We start from the raw sequence: 17,163 nt of genomic DNA, 5'->3' as shown, positions 1-17,163 counted from the left end.
CCCCCACCGCCACCCCCGTGCCCTCTCCCGCGGCCGTCTTTGACTTCACCCAGCCGGTGCCCCAGTCCGAGCCGGTGGAGATGGACTACTTCTCCGACGCCCTGTTCATCGGCGACTCCCGCACCGACGGCCTGCAGATCTACAGCGGCATCAAAGGCGCCACCTTCTACTGCTACAAGGGTCTGAACATCTTCGACATGAGCAAGCGCCAGGTGGTGGAGATGAACGGCGGCAAGTACACCGTGGTGGAGGCTCTGGAGAAGGGCCCCCAGTACAAGAAGATCTACATCTCCCTGGGTGTCAACGAGCTGGGCTATCCCGGTACCGACAGCTTCTACAAGGCCTTCAAGTCCTTCCTGGAGGAGGTCAAGTCCGCCCAGCCCGACGCCATTATCTACCTGCAGAATCTGGTGCCCGTCAACCCGGAGATCTGCGCCCAGAAGAACCAGCCCTCCTATGTGAACAACGACCGGGTAGCCGACTTTAACAGCGTGTTTCCCAAGCTGGCGGAGGAGTGCCAGGTAGCCCTGGTGGATGTCAAGACCGCCCTCAGTGACGAAAACGGCATTCTGCCCGCCGAGGCCACCGTGGACGGGGTCCACTTTACCAAGGCCTGGTATCAGAAGTGGCTGGAATATCTCATGTGCCACACCGTCACCCCCGAAGCCTATCAAGCGGGCCAGACAGCGGCCCAATAAAAGGAGCGTACCCCGGCATTGGACAACAACATCCGGCAGCAGCTGAACGCCTATATCGTATCCCACCAGGAGGATTTCTACCGCCTGGCGTTCAGCTATGTCAAAAATCGGGACGCTGCCCTGGATGTGGTCCAGGAGAGCATCGTCCGGGCCCTGTCCAAGTCGGATTCTCTCCGGCAGCCGGAGTACCTGAAAACCTGGTTTTACCGCATTCTGCTCAACGAGAGCATGAACCACTACCGCCGCAGCAAGCGGCTGGTCCCTCTGGAGGATTCGGTGGCCGACGGGCCCGCCCCCGCCAGCGATCCGGCGGAGCGGTTGGACCTGTACGCCGCTATCGACCGGCTGGACCCCAAGGAGCAGGCCATCATCAAACTGCGCTTTTTTGAGGACATGAAGCTGGAGGAGATCGCACGCATCACCGGCACCAACCTGAACACCGTCAAATCCCGCCTGTACAAAAGCCTGCGCAAGCTGCGGGATCTCACCGGAGAGGAGGTAACCACATGAAGGATCTGTGGGAAGAGGCCAGGCAGCAGTACCGGAACACCGATACACCCCCGGAACTGGAATTCGCCGTTGCCTCAGCCCTGCGGGCGGGGGAGAAAAAGCGGCGGCAGCACCGTGGCCTGCGGCGGAGCCTGTCCGCCGGACTGGCCGCCTGCGCCTGCTTTGTGCTGCTGGTCAACGTCAACCCTACCTTTGCCCAGGCCGTGGCCGACGTGCCGGTACTGGGCGATCTGGCCCGGGTATTCACCGTCACCCAGTACACTGTGGAGGACCGGGACCATCTCATTGATGTGCGCCTGCCCGCCCTGGACCTGGCCGGGGACACCGATCTGGAGCAGCGGGTCAATACCGAGATCTCCACCCGCATCGATCAGGTCCTCCAGGAGGCGGAGGACCGGGCCCGGGACACCAGGGAGGCCTATGTGGCCACCGGCGGCGACCCCGACGACTTTATGCCCATCGTCATCAGCGTGGACTACGAGATCAAGTGCCAGAACGACCGCTACCTCTCCTTTGTCATCACCAAAACCGAGACTCTGGCCAGCGCCTACACCGAATATTACACCTACAACATCGACCTCCAGGCCGGGCGGGAGATCACCCTCCGGGATCTGCTGGGCCCCGACTACAAGGAGATTGCCAATTCCGTGATTTCCGCCGAGATCGACCGCCGCAGCCAGGACCCGGATAACCTCTACTTCCTCCAGGGGGAGGGAGGCTTTGAATCCATCGCCGACGATCAGTCCTTCTATCTGGACGCCGACGGCACCCCGGTGGTATTCTTCGAGAAATATGAAATCTCCCCCGGCTATATGGGCGCCCAGGAGTTCCGCATCCCTCTGCCTGAAACCAAGTGAAGAACAAAGGGCCTGCTGCAAAATGTGCAGCTCGTACAAAGACCCGTCATTCCGAGAAAAACGGCCGCCCACCGGGCGGCCGTTTTTCGTGGGAATCCGCCCCTTTTGCCGGGGAAACGGATTGCCACGCCAGTGTGCGCACTGGCTCGCAATGACAGGTTTGTGCAAAACAGCTATTTTGCAACAGGCCCTTTGTTGTGCAAAGAAACACCGGGCACGCTGCTGTGCAGCACGCCCGGTGTTTTGTCTGTATGGACGGATCAGAACATGGAGCCGAAGAGGCTGCTGGTCAGACCGGAGCTGGAACCGGCCAGAGCGGGGAGCAGGCCGTTGCCCACGATGAGCAGAGTCAGGATGATGGTGATCGCCACCACAGCCAGATAGATCAGCCAGGACTTGCCGGACTCCATCTCAGGAGCGATCATCTGGAAGGAGGACACGCCCAGGGCCACCCACAGGATCACGGTGATGATGAACAGCCAGGCGCCCAGCTCCAGGGAGATCAGGAAGCACAGGAAAGTGATGACCATCAGGATGGTGATGAAAATGGAGTGACAGCCGCAGGCCATCAGCGCATCCTGGAAGGTGCAGCCGGACTTGAGGATCTTGGCGCCGCCAAAGAGCAGAGCCACAAAGATGATGACGCCAATGGCATCGCCCAGCAGGCCGCCGAAGAACCAGAACTGGAAGGGCACTTCCAGGTAGCCGTAGGACATCATCTGCAGCTTCAGGCAGAAGCCCAGGAGCATCAGGATGCAGGCGATGAGCTGCGCGCCCATCAGGATCAGGGGAGTTGCCAGGTCACCCTTGGCCAGGGTATCCCGGGTGGCCTGAACAGGGGAAGCAAAATAGCCCTTCAGGAAGCCGCCCAGGCCGCTGAAGGCTGCACCCGCCGCAGAGGGCTTGGCAGCGCCGCTGGGGCCGCCCATGGTGTTCACATTGGTGCCGCAGGAAGAACAAAATGCGGAACCGTCAGGGATCTCCTTCCCGCACTTGGGACAGAACATTACACAACACTCCTTCTCAGTGGCGGCAAAACGGGTTCTGCCGCACAATCTGTCGCTCCGCTTCCCTAGGACGGAGCATACCGGTTCTCTTGAACATGGAACCGGATTGTCGAGATTATAACACAGCTGAAGAAAAAAGTAAATCGATGGAAAAGAAATTGTTGACTTCCCCCCGGTTTTCTCTGTCGGTTTGCCTATTGCCGCAGGCCGGTCCCCCGTGCTATAGTTATGTCAGAGACATTCCCGGCAGACCAGAAAAAGGCGCTGACCGGGCCATTTGCGCGCCGTCCGTTGCACAGGCGGCACCCGCGGGGCAGGATGGAGTCTCTCCATCCGCGGGAAGTTTTAAGGGAGGTACATATGGGGAAGGTATTTCGCTGTTATGTGGAAAAAAAGCCGGGCTTTGACGTGGAGGCCGGCCATCTGCTGGGAGAGCTGAAGGGCACCCTGGGGCTCAGCGGCCTCACCGGCGTGCGGGTCATCCGCCGCTACGACGTGGAGGGCGTGGAGCAGGGGGCCTATGAGGCCGCCCGCACCACCATCCTGTCCGAGCCGCAGGTGGACCAGCTGTGGGACGAAACCATGCCGGAGACCCAGGGCGCTCTGCTGGCGGTGGAGGCCCTGCCGGGCCAGTACGACCAGCGGGCCGACTCCTGCGCCCAGTGTATTCAGATGCTCACCGGCGGCGAACGGCCCACAGTCCGGGCTGCCACCGTCTATGTACTGGCCGGTGCTCTGTCCCAGGACGACCTGGCCCGCGCCAAGGGTTATCTCATCAACCCGGTGGAGAGCCGGGAGGCTGCCCTGGACAAGCCTGAGACCCTGATCCAGCAGTACCCCGAGCCCGCTGACGTGCCGGTGCTGGAAGGTTTCACCGCTCTGGATCAGGCGGGCCTGGAGGCCCTCCTTAACCAGTACGGCCTGGCCATGGACCTGGCCGACCTGACCTTCCTTCAGGCCTACTTCAAGGACGAGGAAAAGCGTGACCCCACCCTCACCGAGGTGCGGGTGGTGGACACCTACTGGTCCGATCACTGCCGCCACACTACCTTCTCCACCCATCTGGACAGCGTGGACATCACCGATCCCGCCGTCAAGGCGGCCTATGACCGCTATCTGGCCGCCCGTGTGGAGGTGTACGGCGAGGAAAAGGCGGCCAAGCGGCCCCAGACCCTCATGGATATTGCCACCATCGGCGCCAAGACCCTGAAGAAGCGGGGCCTGCTGCCCGAGCTGGACCAGAGCGAGGAGATCAACGCCTGCTCCATCCACGTCCCCGCCACGGTGGACGGCAAGGAGCAGGACTGGCTGCTGATGTTCAAGAACGAGACCCACAACCACCCCACCGAGATCGAGCCTTTCGGCGGCGCCGCCACCTGTATCGGCGGCTGCATCCGGGACCCCCTGTCCGGCCGTGTGTATGTCCACCAGGCCATGCGCCTCACCGGCTGCGGCGATCCCCGGGTGCCGGTGAGCGAGACTCTGGAGGGTAAGCTGCCCCAGCGCAAGATCGCCCAGACCGCCGCCGCCGGCTATTCCTCCTACGGCAACCAGATCGGCCTGGCCACCGGCCATGTGGCCGAGCTGTACCACCAGGGCTACATCGCCAAGCATCTGGAGTGCGGCGCGGTGGTGGGCGCAGCTCCCGCCGACCATGTCCGCCGTGAGACCCCCGCCCCCGGCGACGTGGTCATCCTGCTGGGCGGCCGCACCGGCCGGGACGGCATCGGCGGCGCCACCGGCTCCTCCAAGAGCCACAACCTGTCCTCCCTGGACACCATGGCCTCCGAGGTCCAGAAGGGCAACGCCCCCGAGGAGCGCAAGCTCCAGCGGCTCTTCCGCAATCCCAATGTGACCCGCCTCATCAAGCGGTGCAACGATTTTGGCGCCGGCGGCGTTTCCGTGGCCATCGGCGAGCTGGCCGACGGCCTGTCCATCGACCTGGACGCCGTTCGCAAGAAGTACGACGGCCTGGACGGCACCGAGCTGGCCATCTCCGAGTCTCAGGAGCGCATGGCCGTGGTGGTGGCCGCCGAGGACGCCCAGACCCTGATGAACTTTGCCGCCTCCGAAAACCTGGAGGCCTACCAGGTGGCCACCGTCACTGAGTCCCCCCGCATGGTCATGACCTGGCGGGGCCAGACCGTGGCCAACCTGTCCCGTGCCTTCCTCAACACCAACGGCGCGGTGAAGCACGCCTCCGTTCAGGTAGACGAAAAGGCCGCCGCCTCCCAGAGTGAGAAGAAGTTCCGCACCCTGCGGGAGATGGCCGCCAGCCTGAAGTCCGCCTCCCGCCGTGGCCTCACCGAGCGGTTCGACGGCTCCATCGGCGCGGGCAGCGTGCTCATGCCCTTCGGCGGCAAGAGCCAGCGCACCCCCGCTCAGGCCATGGCCGCCCTCTTCCCCGTGGAGCCCAACCAGGAGACCGATCAGGCCAGCGTCATGGCCTGGGGCTGCGACCCCGACCAGCTGTCCGCCAACCCCTACGCCGGGGCCCGCAGCGCGGTGTACACCTCCGTGGCCAAGCTGGTGGCGGCGGGCGCCAACTATGAGAAGGCCTACCTGACCCTCCAGGAGTTCTTTGAGAAGCTGCGTACCGAGCCTCAGCGGTGGGGCAAGCCCTTCGCCGCCCTGCTGGGCGCCCTGGACGCCCAGCTAGAACTGGGGGCCGCCGCCATCGGCGGCAAGGACTCCATGTCCGGCTCCTTCCTGGATCTGGACGTGCCCCCCACCCTCATCTCCTTCGCCATCGCCCCGGTGAAGGCCAAGGAGGTCCTCTCCCCCGAGTTCAAGACGGCAGGCAAGCCGGTGTACCTCTTCGCCTCTGAGGACAGCAAGTCCGCCTGGAAGGCCCTGTACGCCCTCCATCAGGCTGGCAAGGTGGAGGCGGCCTGGGCCGTGGAGAACGGCCTGGGCGAGGCCGTCATGAACATGGCCTTCGGCAACGCCATCGGCTTTACCTCTGTGGACACCGATCTGGACTGGGATACCCCCATGCCCGGCGCCATTGTGGCCCAGCTCACCGAGGAGTGCGAGGTTGGCCTGCTGATTGGCCACACCACTGCCGACGCTGTGGTCAGCGTCAACGGCGATTCCGCCCCCATCAGCGAGCTGCTCTCCCTCAACGAGAGCGTGCTGGAGGACGTGTACCCCACCCGGGCGGGCAAGGCCGCTCCGGTGGAGGCCATTTCCTGGGCAGAGCGCTCCCCCGCCGTGTGCAAGTCCAAAATCGCCCGGCCCCGGGTGGTCATCCCCGTGTTCCCCGGTACCAACTGCGAGTATGACTCCGTCCGGGCCTGCCTGCGGGCGGGCATGGACGCCGAGACCGTGAACATCCGCAACCTGACCGCCGACGACCTGCTCCAGTCCACCGCGGCCCTGGAGAGCGCCATCCGCAAGGCCCAGATCGTCTTTATCCCCGGCGGCTTCTCCGGCGGTGACGAGCCCGACGGCTCCGCCAAGTTCATCTGCTCCTTCTTCCGCAATCCCGCTATCACTGACGCGGTCCACGACCTGCTGAAAAACCGGGACGGCCTGATGCTGGGCATCTGCAACGGCTTCCAGGCCCTGGTCAAGCTGGGCCTGGTGCCCTACGGCGAGATCCGGGACATGGACGAGAACTGCCCCACCCTGACCTACAACCTGATCGGCCGCCACCAGAGCCGGTATGTCACCACCCGGGTGGCCTCCGTCAACTCCCCCTGGATGCTGAAATCCAACGTGGGCGACCTCCACGCCATCCCCATCTCCCACGGCGAGGGCCGCTTCGTGGCCCCCCAGAATGTGCTGGACCAGCTCATTGCCAATGGCCAGGTGGCCACCCAGTATGTGGACCAGAGCGGGGTTCCCTCTATGGACATCGACGTGAACCCCAACGGCTCCCTGTATGCCATCGAGGGCATCTTCTCCCCCGACGGCCGGGTGTTCGGCAAGATGGGTCACTCCGAGCGGCGGGGCGACCACGTTGCCCGCAACATCCCCGGCAACAAGTATCAGCCCCTGCTGGAGAGCGGTGCGGAGTACTTCAAGTAAAGCAACAAAACAAATCAGCCCCCCGCCAGCGGCGGGGGGCTGATTTTGTATCTTGCGGCTTACAGGGGCTGCGCGGTCAGATCCTTTCCGCTGCCTGTTATGGCGTAGAAGGCGTACTCCCCCTCTTTCAGGGTGGAGGCGGCCAGAGCGGATTTTACCCCCTCCAGGTCCTCCGGCCGGAACCGGACGGCAATGCCGCAGCCCAGGGAGATCTCCCGCAGCACCGGCATGACCTGGACGGGCGCCACCTCTTTCAGCACTTTTTGGGCGTAAATGGCCCCGTAGGTGGAGGTAAAGGTGATGACCCCATAGTCCATCACAGGGAGATCACCTTGCCCGCCTTCTGCATCCGGGTGACGATGTCGTACATATTGCTGACAGCGCCCACCTTCAGCTGATCGGTGAGGCCGTAGAAGTTGAGGCAGGTGCCGCACACCAGAATCTCCGTTCCGCTGTCGCTGAGGGCTTTCAGGTGGTCCGCCACCTGCCCGTCCAGGGTGGGCAGCTTGACCCCGGCGTTCATGAACAGCACCGCACCCGGCTTGTCCTCCCCCTGAGCCAGGGTGTAGAAGAACATCCGCATCAGGTTGGTGCCCAGCTCCCGGTCCCCGTCGCCGATGATGTCCCGGCCCACGAACACCGCCCAGTCTCCTCCGGCGGGCAGGGGGGAGTTGACGGCCTCCTCACAGGCGGAGCATCCCTCTCCCTTGGTAAAGTCCAGAGCGTAGGTACCGCCCTCCTCTCGGACGGCTACTTCAAAGCCCTGGTTGTCCCCCAGCCGCTTCAAATTCTCCACGGCGGTGGGGTTGTCCACCAGGACGGTAAAGGCGGTGTGCCCCTGGGCCATGGCCCCCTTGGCCAGGATCACGGGGGTGGGACAGGGCTTGCCCTTGGCGTCTACAATGTGTGCCATGTTGTTGTCCTCCTGCGTTTTTTCTTCATTATACCCCCGTATCTTCCCCGCCGCAAGTGGTGGAAAACCGGTGGAAAATGTGAAAAATTCTTTAAAATCCACCGCCGGACGGCCCTTGTGCTTTTTCGGCGGGAGAAGTTGTGCTATACTGTAGGGGCCCGGAGACTTTGCCGGGCACTGAAATTATCCAACGCGAAAGGAGGTGGGCGGTATGGAGCTTCTCACCGGCTGGCTGACGGGAAACGAGGTGCTGTGCGCCTGGTTTACCTCCATTGTGCGCTTTGTCTTTCCCGTGCTGGCCCTGCTCATCCTCATCCGCACCATCCGCTCCCTGCTGACGGTGCCCTGCCTGCCCGAGGTGTGGGCCTACCTCACCCTGCCCAACGGGGCCAACGAACCGTTGACCCACTGGGAAAACATTCTGGGCCGGGGGAACAGCTGCGACGTGGTACTCAACTACCCGGTGGTGTCCAGGCAGCACGCCGCCCTCATCCGCAGCGAGGACGACACCTGGACCGCCTACGACTTGAACTCCAAGGGCGGCGTCACCGTCAACGGCAAGCCGGTCCACGACGCCACACCCGTCCAGTACGGCGATGTGCTGGCGGTGGGCGGGGTGGAGACGGTGCTTCTCCCCCTCTCCCCCGAGGAGAAGGCCAAGCGGCGGCGGTCCCGCCGCCAGTCCCGCCCCGTGTCCCCCTGGCTGGGTCTGGTGCTGCTCACCGTGTTCCAGGTACTCACCGCCATTCAGCTCATCATCAGCGAGGGCCCCGGGGCCTCCCCCATGATCCCCCTCACCTTCCTGTGCTTTACCGGGGTCATGTGGCTCTACTTCCTGGTGCTGCGGGCTATGCGGCGTGTGGGCTTCGAGATGGAGACCATCGCCTTCTTCCTGTCCACCCTGTCCCTCTCGGTGACCTGTTCCTCCAACACAGGGGCCCTGTTCAAGCAGTTTTTGTGCGTGGTGCTGGGGCTGGTCCTCTTCATCATCCTGGGCGTCTTTCTCCGGGACCTGGACCGGGCCAAGAAGATCCGCTGGCTCATGGCGGGTGCGGCCATCGGCTTTCTCAGCCTGACGGTGGTGCTCTACAAGCTGGGTCTGGCCGATCCCAAGTACGGCGCGGCCAACTGGATCTCCATCGGCGGCATCAGCGTGCAGCCCTCGGAGATTGCCAAGATCTGCTATATCTTTGCCGGAGCCGCCACCCTGGAGCGGCTCTTCCGCAAGCGGAACCTGGGCCTGTTCATCGTACTCACCGGCGTGTCCCTGGCCTGCCTGGCCTATATGAGCGACTTCGGCACCGCCGCCATCTTCTTCGTCACCTTCCTGGTCATCGCCTACCTCCGCTCCGGCGACTGGGCTACTCTGGCCCTCATCTGCGGCGGCGGCGTGTTCGCCGTGCTCACCATGCTGTCGGTGAAGCCCTACATCATGAGCCGGTTTGCCACCTGGGGCCACGCCTGGGAGAACGCCTCGGTGGGCAGCGGCTACCAGCAGACCCGCACCATGTCGGCCGCCGCCTCCGGCGGCCTGGTGGGGGTGGGCCCCGGCGAGGGCTGGCTCCACAACGTGGGCGCGGGCGATACCGACCTGGTGTTCGGTATGCTGTGCGAGGAGTGGGGCCTCATTATTGCCATTCTGGCCATCCTGTCCATTGTCACTCTGGCGGTGTTTGCCGTCCGGGCCTGCCGGGCGGGCCGGTCCTCCTTCTATATCATCGCCGCCTGCGCCGCCACCTCCATGATGGTGTTCCAGACCTGCCTCAACGTGTTCGGCGCGGTGGACATTCTGCCCCTTACCGGCGTCACCTTCCCCTTTGTGTCCAACGGCGGCACCGCCATGATCGCCTCCTGGGGGCTGCTGGCCTACCTGAAGGCTACCGACACCCGCCAGAACGCCAGCTTCGCCATCCGCCTGCCCTCCCGCAAGGAGGACCGGCAGAACGCCCAGCTGTCCATGAAACGCAACGAGCAGTGGGAGGGCCGCTATGAAGAAGATTGAAAAACGGGCCTTCCTCTGCCTGATCCTGGCCGCCGCCCTGATCCTGGGGCTGGGCTTCTATGTGGTGCGCTATGTGCTCTACGGCAACCGCTGGGCCTCCTTTGCCGCCAACCGCCACCTGTACAACAGCCAGGGCCAGCTGTCGGTGGGCCGGGTGCTGGACCGGGACGGGGACGTGCTGTCCTGGGCCGACGAGGAGGGCAACCGCCACTACTACGAAAACGCCACCGTCCGCAAGGCCACCCTCCACGCCGTGGGTGACGCCCAGGGCAAAATCGGCACCGGCGCACTCACCGCCTTTGCCAGCCAGCTGTCGGGCTATAATCTGTTCACCGGGGCCTACTCCCCTCTGGGCAACGGCAACGATCTGTACCTCACCCTGGACGCCCGGCTCAACTACACCGCCCTCCAGGCCCTGGGGGGCCGCAAGGGCGCGGTGGGTGTGTACAACTATGAGACGGGAGAAATTCTGTGCATGGTGTCCTCCCCCACCTACGACCCTCTGGACCCGCCGGAGGATGTGGAGGACAATCCCGCCTATGACGGCGTGTACCTGAACCGTTTCCTCTCCGGCACTTTCCCGCCGGGCTCGGTGTTCAAGACGGTGACTCTGGCCGCCGCCATTGAGAACATCCCCGACCTCTTTGACCGGAGATGGACCTGCACCGGCTCCACCAATGTGGGGGGCGAGGCCATCACCTGCCCTCACGCCCATGGAGAGATGGACATCTATGACGCCCTGGCCAACTCCTGCAACGGGGTGTTCGGCCAGCTGGCCGCCGAGCTGGGGCCGGAGGTCATGGCTCGGTACACCCAGCAGGCGGGACTCACCTCCTCCTATAAGGTCAGCGGCCTGTCCACCGCCGCCGGGCGGTTTGACTTCACCGGCACCACCGGCCAGCTGGCCTGGGCCGGCGTGGGCCAGTACAACGACCTGGCCAACCCCTGCGCCATTATGACCTACATGGGTGCCATCGCCAACGGCGGCAAGGCCGCCGTGCCCCGGCTCATCCTCAAGGTGGAAAATCCCCTGGGTCTGCCCTCTCTGCCCCAGTGGACCAGCAAGACGGGCACCCTCATTGAGTCCTCCACCGCCGCCACCCTGGCGGACATCATGTCCCGCAACGTCATCGACGCCTACGGCTCCGGCCGGTTCCCCAATATGGACATCTGCGCCAAGAGCGGTACCGCCGAGGTGGGCGGCGGCAATTCCCCCCACGCCTGGTTCGCCGGCTTTCTCCGCAACGAGGACGCCCCCTACGCCTTCGTGGTGCTGGTGGAGAACGGCGGCTCGGGCGCCGACGTGGCCGGTTCCGTGGCCGCTCAGGTGCTGGACGCCCTGGTCAACGGCTATTGAGCAGCAGCACCTCCAGCCCCTGCTGCCGGGCGTAGTTGACCGTATAAGCGGTGCCGCCGGTATCCCGGGTGCACCAGGCCACGCACACCCCGCTGTGATCCACCAGATGCCGGTTGCGTTTGTGCATACATCCCGGCGTGTACCGGTCGGCGGTATACACCACCTTGTGGGCAGCGGCCTTGATGCGCTCATACTCCGCCACGTCCGCCTCCCGCCAGCCTCTGGTCTGGTCGGGACAGGGCAGCACCAGAAGGAGCTTGATGTGGGGAAACTCCCTCAAAAGGCCCAGTATGGTCTGAGCCGCCAAGGTGTCAAACCCCAGAGCCCCTCCCGCACCAAAGTACCGAATCCCCCGGCCAATGAGCTGCCGCACCGTTCCCTCCAGATTTTCCACCAGAGCCCGCCGCTGTGTGGATGGAATGTCCCGGTGGCCGGTGAAGCAGCAGGTCTGATCCCGCATGGTCATACCCAGTCCCCCCTTTTTCCCCAGTATAGGCCGGGACAAAGGACGAATTTTGTCGCATTCAGGGCGCTGCCATTTGGCAGCGCCCTGAACTTTTCCACACCGTATGTGAATAATGTGTAAAACCTTGGGGAATCCTCTTGACTTTGAGGCTCAAAACTCTATTATTTATTTAGCACAGAAAATATTATTCGGATATCGGAGGATTCTAATATGCAAGAGGTCAAAGAGGACGGGAAAAATCCCAGCCCGCCCAAAAAACCGCTGCTTTTCTACTATGCTCTGGCCCTGGTGGTCCTGATGCTTCTCAATGCCTTTGTCTTCCCCTCGGTGCTGGAGCGGCAGGTCATCGAGGTGCCCTACAGCCAGTTCCTCACCATGGTGGACGACCATCAGGTCACGGAGGTGGCTCTGGACGAGGACAGCCGTCAGATCGTCTTTATCGCCGCCGACGAGACAGGACGGACCGGCTACTACAAAACCGGCATCTGGCCGGACGACGGCCAGCGGCTGCTGAACCAGCTGCGGGAGGACCCGGATATCGTGTTCAGCGCCGAGATCCCCACCCAGGCCAATCCCATTTTCGCCTTCCTGGTCAGCTGGATTCTGCCCATTTTCTTCTTTATTCTCATCGGGCAGCTGCTCTCCCGCTTCATGATGAAGCGGATGGGCAACAATCTGCCCGGCGGCATGGGCAATGCCATGACCTTCGGCAAGGCCAACGCCAAGGTCTATGTGGAGGAGGCCTCCACCGGCGTGTCCTTCGCCGATGTGGCGGGCCAGGACGAGGCCAAGGAGGCCCTGATGGAGGTGGTGGACTTCCTCCACGAGCCGGACAAGTACGCCGAGATCGGCGCCAAGCTGCCCAAGGGCGTGCTGCTGGTGGGCCCTCCCGGTACCGGCAAGACCCTGCTGGCCAAGGCGGTGGCAGGGGAGGCCAAGGTGCCCTTCTTCTCCATCTCCGGCTCGGAGTTTGTGGAGATGTTTGTGGGCATGGGCGCCGCCAAGGTGCGGGACCTGTTCAAGCAGGCGGGGGAGAAGGCCCCCTGCATCGTATTCATCGACGAGATCGACGCCATCGGCAAGAAGCGTGACACCGGCGGTTACGGCGGCAATGATGAGCGGGAGCAGACCCTGAACCAGCTGCTGGCCGAGATGGACGGCTTTGACTCCAGTAAGGGCGTGGTGCTGCTGGCAGCCACCAACCGCCCCGAGAGCCTGGACCCCGCCCTCATGCGGCCCGGCCGGTTTGACCGGCGGGTGCCGGTGGAGCTGCCCGACCTCCAGGGCCGTGAGGCCATCCTGAAGGTCCACGGCAGGCACGTCCACATCGATGCCGACGTGGACTGGAGCGCCATTGCCCGGGCCACCGCCGGGGCCTCCGGCGCCGAGCTGGCCAACATCGTCAACGAGGCCGCCCTCCGGGCGGTGCGGCAGGGCCGCAGGACGGTGACCCAGGCCGACCTGGAGGAGAGCGTGGAGACCGTCATCGCCGGGGCCCAGCGGAAGAATGCCGTCATCTCTCCCCAGGAGAAGCAGCTGGTGTCCTTCCATGAGGTGGGCCACGCCCTGGTGGCCGCCCTCCAGACCCACTCCGCCCCGGTGACCAAGATCACCATTATACCCCGCACCTCGGGGGCCCTGGGCTACACCATGCAGGTGGACGAGGGGGAGCACAAGCTCATGAGCCGGGCGGAACTGGTGAACAGGATCGCCACCCTCACCGGCGGCCGTGCCGCCGAGGAGCTGATCTTCGGCGCGGACAACATCACCACCGGCGCCTCCAACGACATCGAGCAGGCCACCAAGCTGGCCCGGGCCATGATCACCCGGTACGGCATGACGGACCAGTTCGACATGGTGGCCCTGGAGACGGTACAGAACCAGTACCTGGGGGGCGACGCCGCCCTGGCCTGCTCCGCCGAGACGGCGGCCGAGATCGACAAGCAGGTGGTGGCCACCGTAAAGAAAGCCCATCAGAAGGCCCTGGCCCTGTTGAAGGACCACGAGGACCAGCTGCGGAAGCTGGCGGGCTACCTGCTGGAGAAGGAGACCATTACCGGCGAGGAGTTTATGAACCTGCTGGAGCAAAAATGACCGATAAAAAATCCCCGCTGCCATATTGGCAGCGGGGATTTTATGCGATCGGGAATTACTTAATGGGCTCGCCGGCCTCTTTCTTGGCCTTAATCTCCCGGAGGGCGTCACGGTAGGACAGGTTGACACGGCCCTTCTCGTCGATATCGGTGACCTTGACCCAGATCATATCGCCGATGTTGACCACGTCCTCCACCTTCTCCACCCGGCGCTCAGCCAGCTTGGAGATGTGGACCATGCCGTCCTTGCCGGGAGCCAGCTCCACGAAGGCGCCGAACTGCAGGATGCGGACCACCTTGCCGTAGTACAGCTGGCCCACCTCGGGCACGAACACGATGGTCTCGATGGTCTTCTTGGCGGCGTCGCAGGAGGCCTTGTCGGTACCGGCAATGTAGATGGTGCCGTCGTCCTCGATGTCGATCTTGGCGCCGGTGTCGGCACAGATCTTCTGAATCACCTTGCCGCCGGAGCCGATGACCTCGCGGATCTTGTCCACGTCGATCTTCATCTTCACCATCTTGGGGGCGGTGTCGGCCACGTCCTCACGGGGCTTGGAGATGCAGGGCAGCATGATCTCGTCCAGGATGGCGTAACGGGCGTCCTTGGTAATGGCCAGCGCTTCCTTGATGATCTCATGGGACAGGCCGTCGTTCTTGATGTCCATCTGGATGGCGGTGATACCGGCCTTGGTGCCGGCCACCTTGAAGTCCATCTCGCCGTGGAAGTCCTCCACGCCCTGGATGTCGATGAAGGTGGTGAAGCCGCCGTCGTCGTCCTGGATCAGGCCGCAGGAGATGCCGGCCACGGGGGCGGAAATGGGCACGCCGGCGTCCATCAGAGCCAGGGTGGAGCCGCAGATGGAGCCCTGAGAGGTGGAGCCGTTGGAGCTCAGCACCTCGGACACCACGCGGATGGCGTAGGGGAAGTCCTCCACGGAGGGAATGACGGGCTCCAGAGCCCGCTCGGCCAGAGCGCCGTGGCCCTTCTCACGCCGGTTGGTGGAGCGGGCGGCACGGGCCTCGCCGGTGGAGTAGGCGGGGAAGTTGTAGTGGTGCATATACCGCTTCTCCTCTTCCTCCCAGATGGTATCCAGCTTCTGGGCGGCGGAGAGGGTGTTCAGGGTGCAGATGGACAGAACCTGGGTCTGACCGCGGGTGAACAGGCCGGAGCCGTGAACACGGGGCAGCACGCCTACCTCGGCGGCCAGGGGACGGATCTCGTTCTTGGCGCGGCCATCCACACGGTGGCCCTCCAGCAGCCAGGCCTTGACGATCTTCTTCTGGAACTTGTAGGTGATCTCCTCCAGGTACTTGTCCATCTCGGGATAGTCCTCCAGGAAGAGCTCATGCCAGTGCTCGATGAGGGCGTTCCACCGCTCCTCACGGACGTTCTTGTCGTCGGTGTCCATGGCGGCCTTGGCCTCGTCCATGGTAGCCTCCACGATCTTGTCGAACAGCTCCTGATCGAAGTCGGCGTGATCGTAGGTCATCTTCTCCTTGCCGATCTCAGCCACGATCTGGTTGATGAAGGCCACCTGGGCCTTGATCTCCTCGTGGGCCTTGACGATGGCATCATACATGATGTCGTCGGGCAGCTCCTTGGCGCCGGCCTCGATCATGATGACCTTCTTGTCGGTGGCGGCCACGGTGAGGTCCAGCTGGGAGTTGTGCTTCTGCTCGTTGGTGGGGTTCATGACGATCTGGCCGTCCACATAGCCCACCTCCAGGCAGCCGATGGGGCCGGCCCAGGGAATGGGGGAGAAGGCCAGGCAGGCGGACACGCCGATCATGGCGGTAACCTCGGGAGAGCAGTCCCGATCCACGCTCATGACGGTGGCGGTGACCACCACGTCGTTGCGGAAGTCGTAGGGGAACAGGGGCCGGATGGACCGGTCGATGACGCGGGAAGCCAGCACGGCGGGCAGGGAGGGCTGACCCTCACGGCGCATGAAGGAGCCGGGGATACGGCCCACAGCGTACAGCTTCTCCTCGAAGTCCACGCTCAGGGGGAAGAAGTCCACGCCGTCCCGGGGACGGGGGGACACAGTGACAGCCACCAGCACGGTGGTCTCGCCATAGGTGACCATGGCGGACGCGGTAGCCAGCTCGGCCACCTTGCCCACGTCGATGGTCAGGGGACGGCCCGCCACCTCAGTCTTGTACACATGACGGTTGGTGAATTCCTTGTGCTTGATCACGGTTGACATGGGGAAAATCCTCCTTTTCATTGGTGTTTCCCCACCCGCCAGAGCCTGACTCTTTTAGCACTTGAATCCGGGTCCGCAGGCCGTCAGGCCCAGATTCAACTGCTAAAAGTATGCTCTGAGGAGTGGGAAGAAGGGGTGGCACGGAGGTCCGCGCCACCCCTATTCAATACATAATTACTTACGGATGCCCAGCTTGGCAATGATGGCACGATAGCGCTCGATGTCCTTGGCCATCAGGTAGTCCAGCATCTTGCGGCGCTTACCGACCATCTTCAGCAGGCCGCGGCGGCTGTGGTTGTCGTGCTTGTGGATCTTCAGGTGCTCGGTCAGCTCCTGGATGCGGGCGGTCAGAATGGCGATCTGCACCTCGGGAGAGCCGGTGTCAGTGGGATGAGTGCGGTTGGCTTCGATAACAGCAGTCTTTTCGTCCTTACGGATCATGGTTAGGTTCCACCTTTCAAACAATGTGCCCGCGGGCTGCGTGACCGGCCGGTGTAAGCCGGGAGACGAAGTCCGGGGTAAATACCGTCTGTTCACAGACTTAGGTATTTTATCATAGTCTGGCCCCATTGTAAAGGATTCATTCGGAAAATTTGGGGTCTTTTTTTGCTTTTTCAGCGGTACAAAGCCGCCTCCGGCTCCTTCAGCCACTTGCCGAATTTATAATAGATCAGCAGGGCCACCGAGGTGGTGAGCCAGGTGATGGGGTAGCTGGCCTCCACCATGACGATGGTATGGTACCGGGGCACCACCAGGAAAAGCCACAGCAACCGCAGGCCGCACACGCCGAACACCGAGATGAGCATGGGCACCAAGGACTTGCCCGCTCCCCGGATGGCGCCGGGCAGCAGCTCCACCAGAATATAGGTGACATAGCAGGGAGCCAGGAAGACTACCATCTCCACGCCGATCTCCAGCACGTCCGGGTCGGGGGTAAAGATGGACAGGATGGGCCGGGCCAGCAGCACCAGGAAGGCGCTCATGGCAATGGTAATGATGGCGCTCATGCCCACCGAGATCT

At 63.4% G+C, this 17,163-nt stretch carries 14 protein-coding genes; 7 read left to right on the top strand and 7 right to left on the bottom strand.

Features of this window, described 5'->3' with window-relative positions:
- From B5G42_RS16055 to B5G42_RS16045, 3 genes are all read left to right on the top strand, one after another.
- Positions 1 to 698: GDSL-type esterase/lipase family protein (locus B5G42_RS16055; RefSeq protein ID WP_087272521.1), on the top strand; the 698-nt coding region annotated here is incomplete at its 5' end.
- Between the two features lie 18 nt (positions 699 to 716).
- Complete coding sequence (locus tag B5G42_RS16050) at positions 717 to 1,208, top strand: RNA polymerase sigma factor (RefSeq protein ID WP_087272519.1); 492 nt, start codon at positions 717 to 719, stop codon at positions 1,206 to 1,208.
- Positions 1,205 to 2,065 carry a DUF3298 and DUF4163 domain-containing protein gene (locus B5G42_RS16045; protein WP_087272516.1) on the top strand — a complete coding sequence of 287 codons (861 nt, stop codon included), beginning with the start codon at positions 1,205 to 1,207 and terminating at the stop codon, positions 2,063 to 2,065. The genes B5G42_RS16050 and B5G42_RS16045 overlap by 4 nt, the downstream gene beginning before the upstream one ends.
- Before the next feature lie 260 nt (positions 2,066 to 2,325).
- On the opposite strand, the gene B5G42_RS16040 is transcribed toward B5G42_RS16045, so the two are convergent.
- Entirely contained in the window at positions 2,326 to 3,072 is a 747-nt protein-coding gene (locus tag B5G42_RS16040; RefSeq protein ID WP_087272514.1) for a zinc ribbon domain-containing protein, read from the bottom strand.
- A gap of 360 nt (positions 3,073 to 3,432) precedes the next feature.
- Between B5G42_RS16040 and B5G42_RS16035 the strand changes: the two genes are divergently transcribed.
- Positions 3,433 to 7,104, top strand: a complete 3,672-nt coding sequence (locus B5G42_RS16035; protein WP_087272511.1) for a phosphoribosylformylglycinamidine synthase — start codon at positions 3,433 to 3,435, stop codon at positions 7,102 to 7,104.
- A gap of 59 nt (positions 7,105 to 7,163) precedes the next feature.
- On the opposite strand, the gene B5G42_RS16030 is transcribed toward B5G42_RS16035, so the two are convergent.
- Both B5G42_RS16030 and yedF read right to left on the bottom strand, forming a co-directional pair.
- Entirely contained in the window at positions 7,164 to 7,421 is a 258-nt protein-coding gene (locus B5G42_RS16030; RefSeq protein WP_087272508.1) for a DUF3343 domain-containing protein, read from the bottom strand.
- Positions 7,421 to 8,017: a sulfurtransferase-like selenium metabolism protein YedF gene (gene yedF / locus B5G42_RS16025; protein WP_087272505.1), complete on the bottom strand. Its 597-nt coding sequence runs from the start codon at positions 8,015 to 8,017 to the stop codon at positions 7,421 to 7,423. Before yedF ends, B5G42_RS16030 begins: the two co-directional genes overlap by 1 nt.
- A 211-nt stretch (positions 8,018 to 8,228) precedes the next feature.
- Between yedF and B5G42_RS16020 the strand changes: the two genes are divergently transcribed.
- Together B5G42_RS16020 and B5G42_RS16015 are read left to right on the top strand one after the other, a co-directional pair.
- Positions 8,229 to 10,019 carry an FtsW/RodA/SpoVE family cell cycle protein gene (locus tag B5G42_RS16020; RefSeq protein ID WP_087272503.1) on the top strand — a complete coding sequence of 597 codons (1,791 nt, stop codon included), beginning with the start codon at positions 8,229 to 8,231 and terminating at the stop codon, positions 10,017 to 10,019.
- The gene (locus B5G42_RS16015; protein ID WP_087272500.1) at positions 10,006 to 11,376 is read left to right on the top strand and encodes a penicillin-binding transpeptidase domain-containing protein; all 1,371 of its coding nucleotides are present in this window, start codon (positions 10,006 to 10,008) and stop codon (positions 11,374 to 11,376) included. The genes B5G42_RS16020 and B5G42_RS16015 overlap by 14 nt, the downstream gene beginning before the upstream one ends.
- On the opposite strand, the gene B5G42_RS16010 is transcribed toward B5G42_RS16015, so the two are convergent.
- Positions 11,363 to 11,842: an SLOG family protein gene (locus B5G42_RS16010; RefSeq protein ID WP_343286710.1), complete on the bottom strand. Its 480-nt coding sequence runs from the start codon at positions 11,840 to 11,842 to the stop codon at positions 11,363 to 11,365. The genes B5G42_RS16015 and B5G42_RS16010 overlap by 14 nt on opposite strands.
- A 210-nt stretch (positions 11,843 to 12,052) precedes the next feature.
- On the opposite strand from B5G42_RS16010, the gene ftsH reads away from it, so the two are divergent.
- Positions 12,053 to 13,936, top strand: coding sequence for an ATP-dependent zinc metalloprotease FtsH (ftsH, locus tag B5G42_RS16005; protein WP_087272498.1), 1,884 nt, complete (start codon positions 12,053 to 12,055; stop codon positions 13,934 to 13,936).
- 55 nt (positions 13,937 to 13,991) lie between these two features.
- Here the strand turns inward: ftsH and B5G42_RS16000 are convergent, their stop codons facing one another.
- The 3 genes from B5G42_RS16000 to B5G42_RS15990 all read right to left on the bottom strand — a co-directional run.
- The gene (locus B5G42_RS16000) at positions 13,992 to 16,142 is read right to left on the bottom strand and encodes a polyribonucleotide nucleotidyltransferase (protein WP_087272494.1); all 2,151 of its coding nucleotides are present in this window, start codon (positions 16,140 to 16,142) and stop codon (positions 13,992 to 13,994) included.
- A 174-nt stretch (positions 16,143 to 16,316) separates the two neighbouring features.
- The gene (rpsO, locus tag B5G42_RS15995; protein WP_087188508.1) at positions 16,317 to 16,583 is read right to left on the bottom strand and encodes a 30S ribosomal protein S15; all 267 of its coding nucleotides are present in this window, start codon (positions 16,581 to 16,583) and stop codon (positions 16,317 to 16,319) included.
- 173 nt (positions 16,584 to 16,756) lie between these two features.
- On the bottom strand, positions 16,757 to 17,163 hold a 407-nt coding region (locus B5G42_RS15990; protein WP_242961257.1), incomplete at its 5' end, for an MATE family efflux transporter.

Source organism: Flavonifractor sp. An91 (genome assembly GCF_002159225.1).
Lineage (GTDB): Bacteria > Bacillota > Clostridia > Oscillospirales > Oscillospiraceae > Flavonifractor > Flavonifractor avicola.
This window is presented reverse-complemented; position numbering and strand designations above follow the sequence as displayed.